The 12,384-nt window shown below is 44.6% G+C and carries 15 protein-coding genes; 7 read left to right on the forward strand and 8 right to left on the reverse strand.

Annotation, left to right across the window (positions count from 1 at the left end; translation table 11 throughout):
• Nucleotides 1-2: 2 nt before the first annotated feature.
• From I5907_RS06395 to I5907_RS06405, 3 genes are all read right to left on the reverse strand, one after another.
• Nucleotides 3-368, reverse strand: a complete 366-nt coding sequence (locus I5907_RS06395) for a CoA-binding protein (protein WP_196989882.1) — start codon at nucleotides 366-368, stop codon at nucleotides 3-5.
• A gap of 295 nt (nucleotides 369-663) precedes the next feature.
• Nucleotides 664-1,773 (reverse strand): carboxylate-amine ligase, encoded by a 1,110-nt coding sequence (locus I5907_RS06400; protein WP_196989883.1) that lies wholly within the window; start codon nucleotides 1,771-1,773, stop codon nucleotides 664-666.
• Nucleotides 1,774-1,982: 209 nt separating this feature from the next.
• A complete protein-coding gene (locus I5907_RS06405) occupies nucleotides 1,983-2,936 on the reverse strand; it encodes an ATP-grasp domain-containing protein (protein WP_196989884.1) in 954 nt (317 codons plus the stop codon).
• 115 nt (nucleotides 2,937-3,051) lie between these two features.
• Here I5907_RS06405 and I5907_RS06410 point away from each other — a divergent pair, with 115 nt between their 5' ends.
• Nucleotides 3,052-3,870: an alpha/beta hydrolase gene (locus I5907_RS06410; RefSeq protein ID WP_196989885.1), complete on the forward strand. Its 819-nt coding sequence runs from the start codon at nucleotides 3,052-3,054 to the stop codon at nucleotides 3,868-3,870.
• A gap of 46 nt (nucleotides 3,871-3,916) precedes the next feature.
• Here I5907_RS06410 and I5907_RS06415 read toward each other — a convergent pair whose 3' ends face one another.
• From I5907_RS06415 to I5907_RS06435, 5 genes are all read right to left on the reverse strand, one after another.
• Nucleotides 3,917-4,747 (reverse strand): universal stress protein, encoded by an 831-nt coding sequence (locus I5907_RS06415; protein WP_196989886.1) that lies wholly within the window; start codon nucleotides 4,745-4,747, stop codon nucleotides 3,917-3,919.
• A 163-nt stretch (nucleotides 4,748-4,910) separates the two neighbouring features.
• Nucleotides 4,911-6,089 (reverse strand): acetyl-CoA C-acyltransferase, encoded by a 1,179-nt coding sequence (locus tag I5907_RS06420; RefSeq protein WP_196989887.1) that lies wholly within the window; start codon nucleotides 6,087-6,089, stop codon nucleotides 4,911-4,913.
• A 409-nt stretch (nucleotides 6,090-6,498) separates the two neighbouring features.
• On the reverse strand, nucleotides 6,499-6,693 hold the full coding sequence (locus I5907_RS06425; RefSeq protein ID WP_196989888.1) for a hypothetical protein: 195 nt from the start codon (nucleotides 6,691-6,693) through the stop codon (nucleotides 6,499-6,501).
• Nucleotides 6,694-6,738: 45 nt separating this feature from the next.
• Complete coding sequence (locus I5907_RS06430; protein ID WP_196989889.1) at nucleotides 6,739-7,095, reverse strand: Rieske (2Fe-2S) protein; 357 nt, start codon at nucleotides 7,093-7,095, stop codon at nucleotides 6,739-6,741.
• Nucleotides 7,096-7,164: 69 nt separating this feature from the next.
• Nucleotides 7,165-7,749 carry a peptidylprolyl isomerase gene (locus I5907_RS06435; RefSeq protein WP_231401985.1) on the reverse strand — a complete coding sequence of 195 codons (585 nt, stop codon included), beginning with the start codon at nucleotides 7,747-7,749 and terminating at the stop codon, nucleotides 7,165-7,167.
• Nucleotides 7,750-7,881: 132 nt separating this feature from the next.
• Here I5907_RS06435 and I5907_RS06440 point away from each other — a divergent pair, with 132 nt between their 5' ends.
• The 6 genes from I5907_RS06440 to I5907_RS06465 all read left to right on the forward strand — a co-directional run bounded on the left by I5907_RS06440 (nucleotide 7,882) and on the right by I5907_RS06465 (nucleotide 12,278).
• A complete protein-coding gene (locus I5907_RS06440; RefSeq protein ID WP_196989891.1) occupies nucleotides 7,882-8,433 on the forward strand; it encodes a hypothetical protein in 552 nt (183 codons plus the stop codon).
• A 133-nt stretch (nucleotides 8,434-8,566) separates the two neighbouring features.
• A complete protein-coding gene (locus I5907_RS06445) occupies nucleotides 8,567-9,139 on the forward strand; it encodes a carboxymuconolactone decarboxylase family protein (RefSeq protein WP_196989892.1) in 573 nt (190 codons plus the stop codon).
• 17 nt (nucleotides 9,140-9,156) lie between these two features.
• The gene (locus I5907_RS06450) at nucleotides 9,157-10,395 is read left to right on the forward strand and encodes an MFS transporter (protein ID WP_196989893.1); all 1,239 of its coding nucleotides are present in this window, start codon (nucleotides 9,157-9,159) and stop codon (nucleotides 10,393-10,395) included.
• Between the two features lie 163 nt (nucleotides 10,396-10,558).
• Nucleotides 10,559-11,101, forward strand: a complete 543-nt coding sequence (locus I5907_RS06455; RefSeq protein ID WP_196989894.1) for a carboxymuconolactone decarboxylase family protein — start codon at nucleotides 10,559-10,561, stop codon at nucleotides 11,099-11,101.
• A gap of 22 nt (nucleotides 11,102-11,123) precedes the next feature.
• Entirely contained in the window at nucleotides 11,124-11,675 is a 552-nt protein-coding gene (locus I5907_RS06460) for a carboxymuconolactone decarboxylase family protein (protein ID WP_196989895.1), read from the forward strand.
• A gap of 30 nt (nucleotides 11,676-11,705) precedes the next feature.
• Nucleotides 11,706-12,278, forward strand: a complete 573-nt coding sequence (locus tag I5907_RS06465) for a carboxymuconolactone decarboxylase family protein (RefSeq protein WP_196989896.1) — start codon at nucleotides 11,706-11,708, stop codon at nucleotides 12,276-12,278.
• Nucleotides 12,279-12,384: the final 106 nt, after the last annotated feature.

Genomic DNA, 12,384 nt, shown 5'->3' on the forward strand with positions numbered 1-12,384 from the left:
GTTCAATATTGCCCCGTGCCCAGCAGTACCAATGTGCAGGCTTCCATGGGTTGAATGCCGTTTTCAGCAGCTATTGCCGATAGCTCCTCGTTCTCAGTGCCGGGGTTAAATATGATGCGTTTGGGATGCAGCGACAAGATATAATCGTAATACTGTTTCTGGTTTTGCTCATTAAGGTACAGCGTAACTGTATCGATATCTTCTTCAGGCTCTTGTAGCGTGGTTATTGTAGTATCGTTTACTTTCCCTGCCTTTTTTCCGATTGCCACAACAGGATGCCCGTTTGCCCTTAGTTTATTTATGGCAAGATAACTGTACCGCGATGGATTTTCAGAAGCACCAAGTACCAGTGTTTTTTTCTTTTTCATATAACTAAAAGTACAAATGGTGTACCTGATTTAAGCAAAAGCGCATTCATGCTTCCAGGTTAGTGAAACGCCCCCGCTATTAATAGTTATGTAAGGCTAATATAATGGCTTTATGTACTTGCATTTTTTTTGTAGCCGGCTTTTGTTCTTTGTGGCAACGCCTGTTGCCACGCTCGGTTCAACGTTCCCATTTTATGGCAACTGCAGCGTTTCGGGTTATCCAAATCCCTGCAGGCATTTACTACATGTCGTACTTTTTATATCGTTTTCAGCCTGGCATAAACGAGCAGAAGAATTATGGCACCAGGAACTGGCTGTGTATATAATCCACTACATCTATAAGGCTGTTGTTTTGTTCATAGGCCGCAAGCTGCCTGTCAGCACCGGTACCATGCTCAAGAATTTTATGAACATAGTTAATGGCATGGCGGCTGCCAAGGTCATCTACCACGTCGTCCACAAAATCGAGCAGTTCATAAATGAGTACCCTTGTATTTACCTCGCTTTCTTTACCAAAGTCGATCAATGTACCATCTATACCATAGCGGCTTGCACGCCATTTGTTTTCATTGAGCAATGCACGCTGGTACATCATAAAATTCATATTCTGGCTGCGTAGTTTGTACAGCTTTGCACAAATGGCCTGGAACAGTGCTGCAATGGCAATCGTTTCGTTAACGGTCATGGGTACATCACAAATGCGAAACTCTACGGTGTTGAAGAAAGGATGCACACGAAGATCCCACCAGATCTTTTTGGCATTATCTATACAATTGGTTTTGATAAGCAGGTTTACATAATTTTCATATGCTTCTATGCTCTCAAAATAATCGGGAATACCGGTACGCGGAAACTTATCGAATACTTTGGTGCGGAAAGATTTGTAGCCTGTCTTTCTGGCTTCCCAAAAAGGAGAGTTGGTGCTTAATGCATACACGTGTGGTAGAAAATACCTTGCCGAGTTTGCAAGGTGTATGGCCATTTTGCGGTCTTCCATACCTACGTGTACATGCAACCCGAAAATGAGGTTGCTTCTTGCGGCTTCCTGTAACTCGTTTACGATCTGGTTATAACGAACATGGTCTGTTATAAGCTGGCTCTCCCAATGGCTGAACGGGTGTGTGCCGGAGGCGCCTACCCAAAGGCCAAGCTCGCCGGCTATCTGCGAAATAGTGCCACGCAGGGTGGCTACATCTTTATAAGCTTCGTCAATATTCTGGCAAATATCTGTACCAACTTCCACCACGGCCTGGTGCATTTCTGCCTTTACTTTGTCTTTGATTACTTTGTGCCCTTCGGTAACAATTTTCTGTTCATGACTTTTTAGTTCACGTGTTTGCGGATCGAGTACCATGTACTCTTCTTCTACGCCAATGGTGAAATGTTTATAGTTTAAATTAGCCATAAGGAAACTTTCGCAGTTTGTTTTTTGAATATATCAGTTACAGCAATCTCCGGGCGCTATTAATCATTTGCCGGTACCGGGAACTTTCCACGTTTTTCATGCAGCCGGCAGGTACAAGCCTCGCTTTCATCTCCGCGTTTGCTCCGCATGGCTTCAACCGTACAAGAGTGCGACGCAACGGATGCTTAATGCATGTACTGCAGCCGGGCTCAAAATAAATTTTCTTTGTTGGCACTGCGTTTTACATACTCGCCCCAGGTAAGATTATCTATGCCCGCCTTGTGAGACAATGCTTTTTCTATGGCATAATTGGCTGCCGTTTCTACTACCCATGCAAAGTTCTCTTCGCCCACACTGTTGCGGTCTGCATCGGGGGCAGGATTACAGAAATCAATGGCATAGGGTACATTATCGCGTACTGCCAGTTCTACGGTATTAAAATCGTAACCAAGGTATTTGTTGATGCGCAATACAATTTCTTCCATCTGCTGCAAGCGCTCGGGTGTTGGTGTAAAACTTGCCACATAACGCAGGTGGTGCGGGTTGCGTGGTTCATATGGCATAATACGTACATACTTGCCGCCTATGCAATAACAGCGATAATATTCTTCAAAAACAATTTCTTCCTGCAACAGCATAACGAGCTGCCCGGTTTCTGCATGTTTGTCGAAAAAATCTTCTACACTGCTGAGGCGGTAAACATTTTTCCACCCGCCGCCTGCAAATGGTTTCATGTATGCGGGAAAGCCGATGTATTTGAAAATATTTTCCCAGTCGAGCGGGTAAGCAAGATTGGCAAAAGAATTTTCAGATGTGTCTGCAGGCAGATCGCGTGAAGGAAGAATAACAGTTTTGGGTACGGGCACATCGATTTTTGTAGCGAGACAGTTATTGAAAAATTTTTCATCTGCACTCCACCAGAAGGGATTATTAATAACCGCAGCGCCGCATATGGCTGCATTTTTTAAGTAAGCCCTGTAGAATGGAACATCCTGGCTGATACGGTCTATGATAACGGCATACTCCGTTGGGTCTCCCTGTATTACTTTATCTATATGCACCGGCTCTGCATAAATGTCATCAATTCTTTTACTGTTTACCCGTTCTATAAACGCTTGCGGGAAGGTGCGTTCCTGGCCGTGGAGAATACCGATCTTTTTCATATTCGACAGGTTTGATTAGAAATTTGTTGGAAAGCCAATATATAAAAACTAATCTGAATTCAAGGCGTTGGTTACACAAAATTCTTTTTGTTGCACATTCCTTATTTTTGAATATATGGCTGATGAGAAAACGTTGACTGCTACAATCATAACCGAACAAAATGTTATACCGTCTGCTTTTCTTGAAAGAGATGTGATGATTGATGCGTACCTGCCCAATAATGTGGCACAGCCTGAGGAAATGGGTTTATTGCTGATCAACGACGGGCAGGACCTTCCTAAAATGCCGTTTGATGAAATACTGGATAAGCTTATTGCAGGCAACGAAATAAGGCCGGTGGTTTGTATAGGTATACACTGCGGTCCCGACCGGAAAATGGAATATGGCACAGCGCATGAAGCAGACTATCTTGGGCGCGGGGCAAAAGCAGCGGCATACACCAGTTTTATTTTTGAAGAACTTTTACCTTTTATAAGGAACACGTATAACGTGGCGTCTTTTCGGGAAAAATCTTTTGCCGGCTTTTCTTTGGGCGCACTTAGTGCACTGGATATTGTATGGAACCACCCGCACGAATTTACCAGGGCGGGCATGTTTAGCGGTTCTTTCTGGTGGCGCGATAAGAGCTATGATGACGGCTATGACGATGCCATAAACCGTATAATGCATAAGCAAATAAGGAACGGCCAATACAGCAATTGGCTGCACTTCTTTTTTGAGTGTGGTGCAATGGATGAAACAAAAGACCGCAACAATAATGGTATTATAGATTCAATAGACGACACGCTGGATCTTATAAATGAACTGCGCTTGAAAGGTTATACTGGCGAATCGTTACATTACCTCGAACTGCCGGAAGGCAGGCATGATGTGCCAACCTGGGGCATTGCATTTCCCGATTTTTTGAAATGGGGATGGGGTATAAGAAAATAACGTGTAACGATTGTTGCATACCAGTAACTCCGCTTAACAACCTTCTTTATTCATGAACAACCATGAGCGGCACGTGGCTATGAAAGGCCAATGCCTTTGTGTGGCTCTTATGGAAAAGCGCATCGAACCAGCCCATTTTTTTTGGTATAGTAATGATCATGTCTACTTCCTTTTCTAATGCGAACCTGTTTGTAGCCGCAACAAAATCTTCATCATCCAGGAAATGATATTCCGGGTTATAGCCGTTTAGCAGGGTGTCAAGCATCAGGCTTTCAAAAGGCGTATCTGCGGTAAAGTGTTTGTTCCTGTGGTCAATGTTTACCACAAATAGTTTCGCTTTTGTTTCTTCCAGGATGCTCTTAACCGGGCCTACCGGTGTTGTTTCTACCACTTTAGAAAAATCGCAGGCCAGCATGATTTCCTTTATTTCTGTAAAGCCGGCATCAGGTGGTACTATAATAACCGGCACTTTCGATTTCCTGGCTACATCTATTGCAAAACTACCGATCAGGCTTTCGGCTACTTTGCCTACACCAGTTACACCCATCACAACCACATCAGCCGCCGTTTCTTTGCACACATCATTTATATCAAGCGTAACAGCACCGTATTCACTCAGGGTTTCAAGCGTTATGTTGCCTGCATGCGCCAGCAATGATTGTTTAAAATTTTCCAGGTTTTTTTTGCTGGCTTCTTCCAGGTCATTGATGTCAACCGCATCTACCATAGCCATATTTGCATCTGTAACGATTGGCATTTGGTAGGCATTATACAGTACGATCTTATTTGCTTTAACCTGTTTGGCAAAATTTATTGCATACATCGCAGCATTTTTTGCTGCTACAGAAAAATCGGTTGGAACAAGAATGGTATTCATGGTGTTTGTTTTTCTACACAAATGTATAAAGGCGGTATAGCTAAAAGACTGACAAAAGTCATGCATAATTACTGACAGTTATAAAGTTAGAAAATGCGCCCAACAAGTATAAAAAATAATGGCGGTGCGCAGCACCGCCATTGTGTATAAAAAAATTGTATAGCTAATCTATGTTCTCAATAATGCCTGCAATACCCTGGCCGCCGCCAACACAGGCTGTAACCATACCGTATTTCTTGTTCAGCCGTTTCATATCGCCAAGTAATTGTACCGTTAATTTACAACCTGTACAACCCAACGGATGGCCTAATGCAATGGCGCCGCCATTGATATTTACGATTGAAGGATCGAGCCCCAGTTCTCTTATTACCGCCAGCGATTGCGACGCAAAGGCTTCATTGAGTTCTATAAGATCAATATCGCCAAGGTTCATATTTGCCTGCTTTAAAACTTTTGGCACCGCTGCTACAGGCCCAATGCCCATAATACGCGGATGTACGCCGGCAACAGCACTGTTTACCAGCCGGCCAATCGGTTTCAACCCCAGCTCATTGATCATTCTTTCGCTCATTACTATAACGAAAGCAGCACCATCACTTGTTTGCGAAGAGTTGCCCGCTGTAACACTGCCACCCATTGCAAAAGCAGGTTTCAATTTTGCCAATGCCTCAATTGTCGTATCGGCACGCACACCTTCATCAGTATCTACCACGTAGGTGCGTGTTGCTTTTTTACCTTTTTCGTTTATATAGGTTTCATCAACATTTACCGGTAAAATGCCATTTTTGAAGTAACCGTTTTGTATAGCGTGCAGAGCTTTTTGGTGCGAGTGCAGCGCAAAAGCATCCTGGTCTTCCCTGCTTACGTTAAACTCTTTTGCAACAGCCTCTGCGGTAAGCCCCATACTTAAATAATAGTCGGGTTCATCTTTGGCAATGGCATAAGAAGGAACAGTTTTCCAACCAGCAGTAGGTACAAGGCTCATGCTTTCTGTACCACCCGCAATAATACATTCTGCCATGCCCGAGCGTATTTTGGCCGTTGCCATTGCAATACTTTCTAGTCCGCTGGCGCAATACCGGTTTATAGTGATGCCGGCAACTGCTGTACCCAGCGCCTTTGCAGCTATTATGCGGCCAAATTGCAAGCCTTGCTCCGCTTCCGGTACAGCATTGCCTACAATAACATCATCAATGCGTGCAACATCCAGTTGGGGAACAGCCGCCACAAGACCTTTGATAACTTCTACCGCCAGGTCATCAGGCCGAAAAAAGCGCAAACCGCCTTTTTTACTTTTGCCTACTGCTGTACGGTAACCTGCAACAATATATGCTTCCTGCATAGTAAGAATTTTGAAGAACCAAATGTAACAAAAAAGTTGTTTATGCAACTAAATGGTAAAGTTAAGTTTTGGGGACGGGCAGGAGTTCCTTGTGGCATCGCCTGTTGCCACGCTCGGTTCGGGGTTCGGTTATTATGGCAACTGCAGCGCTCCGTTTTGCGCGGCCCTTTTGTAAACCGGTTGCCTATAGGTGTGGCGTATTTTGGTAATGGCAAAAGCTGTATGCTGTAAGTGCTTTTAACACGTCATTCCTTTATAAAGTTTCGCTATGGTCTTCGCACTGCTGAAATATATACTGCAGTACAAGTGTGCGACGCAACCAAAGCTGCCATATATTCAAATGCCGGGTACATACATCATTTAACGGGCAACATTAATGGCAGGCAAAAGAAAAAGTGGCGGGGCCACTTTATTCGTTTACTGAATTGTTATTGGCGGGTTCTATAAACTCCGGCTGGCTGTCATGTTGTTTGTCTTCTTTGCCGGGAAACGGGTAACCTGTTTTTTCCCCCGGCTTTAAACCATCTCCTATAGAATTTGGTTTGTTTTCTCTTACCGGTTTTTCTTCATTGTTTTTGGTAAGGTCTGCATCCTGGTGTTTCATAATTGTAGCTTTGTGTATAGTGCTGCAATTATCAGGCCTGTAAAGCTAGAAGAGGCCAAACAGTTTTTTTTCTTCCATGCCAATATACACGCCATCTTCTTTTACAGCTACTTCATATGTTTTTAGCGCATAGCCTTCGCCCGTTACGTTACGGCCGGTTTGCATACTGAATTTGTAATGGTGCAATGGGCAAACAATGTTTCCCATGGCATCTATGTGGCCATCTGCAAAAACACCGCCTGCATGCGGGCACGTGTACCCGCAGGCAAAAAGTTTTTCTTTATGTATGCCAATGGTTACCTTTTTTTTGTTGACAGAAAGAGACAACAGGTTGTTGCTGTTGAAGTCTAATTCTTTTACAGATTCGGCAATCTTATACCAGTTGATTGTTGGTTGATTCATGGAAATATATGCTGCGTTTCCTTGGTTTGTTTATATATGTTTTAAATGATGTCTTCAGCAGTTTTTTTGTTACCGTCTTGAAATGTTATAGATAACGATCGGGGGGTCTAATTTCTGATCGTACTCCTTCGACTTATAGATATTGAGCACAGCATCCATCCCTTTTACAACTTTGCCAAATGGTGCATAGCCCTGCCCGTCAGGGTTATTGTCTCCGCCATAATCAAAACCCGGCTGGTCTCCAATGCAAATGAAAAACTCTGTGCCCGCAGTGCCCGGTTCTGCGCGTGCCAGGGAAATAATGCCGTTTTTATGCAGCAGTTTTGTTTGCGAAGTCGGCTCATGTGGTACACCTCTTACAGCAATAGCTTTCTGGTAATTGGTCTTCCATATACCGCCCTGTATCAGCTCTGCTTTAGGCGCATTGGACGGCTGGTTTTCATCATTGAGTACGCGGTAAAAATTTGCCCGTTTATAAAAGCCCGAATCTACATAACCTAAAAATGCTGCAACAGTTTTAGGTGCCTGTTCAGGATAAAGTTCAATTTCAATGCCACCAAATTTTGTATCAATAATAACATGCGGATTCGCCGTCCGCTGTTCGGAACATGCGACAATAAATAACACCCAGCATACATACAAGAGTTTTTTCATAACACGCATTGGTTAGTTACACGTGAAGATAAATAATCATCAGGGGCCTGGTACATTCTGCGCTGCCATAAAACATTGCAGTGCCATCTTTTTTTTCGTTTTACCGCAAATAGATTATTTTAGTTCACCATTGTGAAAAAACTAACTGCAATATTGCTGCTGTGCCTGCTGCTTTTTAATTTTTGCGGCTACAAGCTCATGTTGTATGTTTTACAGGATCAGGCAGATGACCGCACTGAGCAGGTACTCGATGCCGGGCATTATACAGAACGTGAGCTGGTTTTGGTAGAAGTTCCGCTCTCAAACCCTTACCAGGTAAGCACGGCGGACTTTGAACGGGTGAATGGTGAAATATCTTTTGATGGTGTGCTTTACAAGTATGTAAAACGAAAGATAACAGACGGCAAGATGTTACTCCTGTGTATTCCCGATCATGATAAAATGCAGTTCATTGCACAAAAAATGAATCTTGGGCGCCAGTCTGCCGGCTTTGGAGCAACCGGTAACAAAAGCGATCAGACTACCACCTCTGTGCTAAAAATGCTGCAAAGCGAATTCGAACAAAAAGCAGACTACGCACTACTCACGGCAATCACGCCGGTAACAACGTCTGTGGCACAGTATAGTGAAAGAATAAGTTCTCTACCCGTAAGTGTACCATACAACCCACCCGACCCCGCATAACAGGCAATACCTGAAGATTTAAAGGAAGATTTTGGAAATATTATGCACCAGTGCATAATGATTATTTACGTGTAGCGGTATGCGCAGTTATATGCATTGTGTATAACACCTGCTGCTACTACAACCGCTTGTTATGCCATACATTCAATTAAACAACAACCTGCCGGGTATTACAGGCTTACTGGAAAACCGGCCCGATACTGCTGAGCCTATCAGGCAGCTTACGCAGATACTGCTACGCGGCCCGCACACACTTACAGAACTGGAGCGTGAATTAATTGCAACCATTGTTTCTTACAGGAACGGTTGCCGATTTTGCACCGCTGCCCATGGCGCAACTGTAAAAGCGTTAGGTGGTAACGATGAGTTATTAAATGCTGTATTTCGCGATGCAGATAGTGCACCCGTAAGCGATAAAATGAAAGCCTTGCTGAATATTGCAGGCAAAGTGCAGCAACTTGGGAAAGAAGTAAAGCCCGCAGATATTGAGCGGGCAAAAGCAGCCGGCGCAACTGATAAGGAAATTCACGACACCGTATTGATAGCTGCCTTGTTTTGCCTTTATAACCGCTATGTAGATGGCCTGGGCACGTATTGCCCTGAAGATCCTGTGTACTTTGAAAAACTGGCAAACAGGCTCGTAAGCGTTGGTTATGTGCGGGCACCGCACGCTATTATGGCAAACGGAGAATCCATGCATAAATGAACCAAACATTATGTATTATGGAAACTTCAGCACTAAGCGTTAACGCAATCAGCGGCGGGCACACAGCCGTTCGAAAAAATGCCGCCATCCTTTTCGTACTTTGTTTTATCAGCAGTACGCTGGGCGGAACGGTATCTACCCTTATGTCGGTTTACCTGCCTGTGGCAGTAAAAGACCTGTTACAGGATGAAAGCAATGCCCATTTCGAAAGTATTGGGGCATCTATCAATGCCATCTTTATATATGGTTGGATGGCGGGTGGGTTTACCTGGGGGTTTTTATGCGATCGCACCGGCAGAAGAAAAGCATTCATTTATTCAACATTGTGTTACGGCATTTTTACCGTGCTTACAGGCTTTTCCACAGGCTGGTTAATGGTGGTCATCTTTCGGTTTCTTACCGGTTTTGGTGTGGGTGGCGTGCTGGTTACTACAACTATTCTCATATCAGAGGCATACGACCAAAAGCGAAGGGCAATAGCACTTGGCATCCTGTCTATTTCCATACCAATCGGTATTTTTTCTGCCGGGCTCATCAATTACCTTATCACCTCATGGCGTTATGGTTTTACTGCAGGCCTTATTCCTGTATTTGTTGCATTGGCAGGGTTCTTTCTTATTGGCAGCAATTACGATAGCCAAATTGCAGGCACAGCAAAAAAGCATGCGTTATTCCATAAGGCAACGGTAAGAAACCTTGTGGCGGGCTCGGTTATTTTTGGTGCAACCTTAATTGGCCTGTGGGCAATCTTCGCGTGGATGCCATCGTGGATTCAAAGCCTCTCCAATACTGCAGATGCACAGGAAGAACGCGGCATGTCTATGATGTTGCTGGGTGGCGGTGGCCTGCTGGGTGGTTTTATTTCCGGCTGGGTAGTAAATGCAGTGGGTGTAAGAAAAACAATGATCATGTGTCTTGCGGCATGCTTCCTGCTGTCGTTTACATTATTTCGCATCACACATACCATTTCAATGTGGTTATATGTGCAGGTAGCGTTGCTGGCCATCTTCTTTGGTATAAGCCAGGGTGCACTGTCAGTGTATATTCCACAATTATTTCCCAGGCATATTGTTGCATCTGCCACAGGTTTTTGCTTTAATATCGGCAGGCTTTTCACCGCTACCGTCGTATTCTTTATCGGTTCGCTCGAAGGTTTCCTGGGTGGTTACGGAAATGCGGTATTCACTTTCTCCTTTGTATTTCTTATAGGCCTGCTGGCGGTCATCCTGTTCAAGACAGAAAAATTACAAGAGTAGAAATGTATGAGCCCGGCAATGGTATTTTATGGCATCGTTCCTTGCGTCGCACTCTTGTACTGCAGCACATCATGCAGCAGTTGCGGGTGTAGCAGCATAAAAAATTACGCATGCCGCTAATGGTTTAGGCACAACAATTATTAAAACACAACATCCCTGTTTTATGGCACATATCAGCGTACCGGAAGATGTTCCCGGTATCAGGAGCCTTGCATTATTTAGTCCGCAAACGGCAGAACCCCTGTATATGCTGGCGCAGGTATTGCTGCGCAGTGCATCCGGCCTCTTACCTGCCGAGCGGGAGCTAGTAGCCACTTATGTATCTCACCTGAATGACTGTACATTCTGCAGAAACAGCCACGCTGCTGCAGCGCGCTGTTTATTGGGGCAGGATCAACACTTCGTTGATGATGTATTACAGGATATGAAAGAATCTGCAGTCAGTAATAAGCTGAAGGCCTTACTCTCACTGGCAGGAAAGGTACGCGTATCAGGAAAAGCTGTTACCCGGGGGCATATAAACGCTGCAAAAGTATTCGGCGCCACTGATGAAGAGATACATGACACAGTGCTGATAGCGGCTACATTCTCCATGTTTAACAGGTATGTAGACGGGCTTAACAGTTATACGCCAACAGACCTCCCGGCTTATAAAGAAATGGGTGAGCGGCTTGCAGTACACGGTTATTCCGCACCAAAACAGTAATAAACCTTTAATGCTTTTTATTATGGCACACATAGACCTTCAGAACGATCTGCCCGGTATTCGCGGGTTAATGCAATACAGCCCCGGAACGGCAAAGCCTTTGAATGCACTCGCAGAAATATTACTCCGCAGTGATGACAATACATTATCCCGTGGTGAGCGTGAATTAATCGGTACATATGTTTCTGCTTTGAACGATTGCTTTTTTTGCCAGCACGTTCATGGCGCTTTGGCCGGGCATTACCTGCATTGCGATATGGAAACAATTGATCAGATCAAAACAGATTATAACCATGCGGCAGTGACGGACAAAATGAAATCCTTACTTGCTATTGCCGCAAAGGTGCAGCAAAGTGGTAAGGCTGTAAATGCGTCAGACATTGCCAGTGCAAAGGCGCAGGGTGCTACAGAGAAGGAAATACACGATACAGTGTTGATAGCTGCAGCGTTTTGCATGTTTAACAGGTATGTAGACGGACTTGGTACCACTGCGCCTGCAGACAGGCAGTTTTATACAGACCGCGCCCCACGCAGGGCAGCCGAAGGCTATATTGATTTCAACATTTTAAACTAACCTCATTACTCATTACAATCAACACTAACGATGGCACACATTACAGTAAATGAAGCACTGCCGGGCATTCGTTCCCTGCTGGCCTTTAGCCCGCTAACGGCTGAGCCGCTGGGTATGCTTGCAGAGTTGCTCCTTCGCAGCGATGAAGGCTTGTCAAAAGCAGAAAGGGAACTTATTGCAACCTATGTATCTCACCTTAATGAATGCTTCTATTGCGATCAGTCGCACGGCGCCATAGCCTGTTACTATATGAATGGTGATAACAACATTGTTGAACAGATCAGGAAGGACTTTTCGAAGGCTGCTGTTTCTGCAAAACTGAAGGCTTTGCTGAATATTGCCGGCAAAGTGCAAAAAGGTGGTAAGTATGTGACCAGTAACGACGTTGCTGCCGCAAAAAGCGCAGGTGCAACCGACCACGATATACATGATACCGTTTTGATTGCTGCTGCCTTTTGTTTATTTAACCGTTACGTGGATGGCCTTGCTGCCAATACACCGGATGATTTATCAACGTATGCACCAAGGGCTAAACAGGTAGCAGAAAACGGGTATGGCAAACACATTTTTACAGCTACACAGCCGGTACCGGGAACACATTAACGGTGTTGTGGCCGACCGGGCCGGAGCGCTGCAGCTGCACATTGATCTGAAAGATAAAGTGCTTGCGACGCAACAGGCGATGCCATGAAAAGATTGGCCGGTACAC

Source organism: Panacibacter microcysteis (genome assembly GCF_015831355.1).
GTDB lineage: Bacteria > Bacteroidota > Bacteroidia > Chitinophagales > Chitinophagaceae > Panacibacter > Panacibacter microcysteis.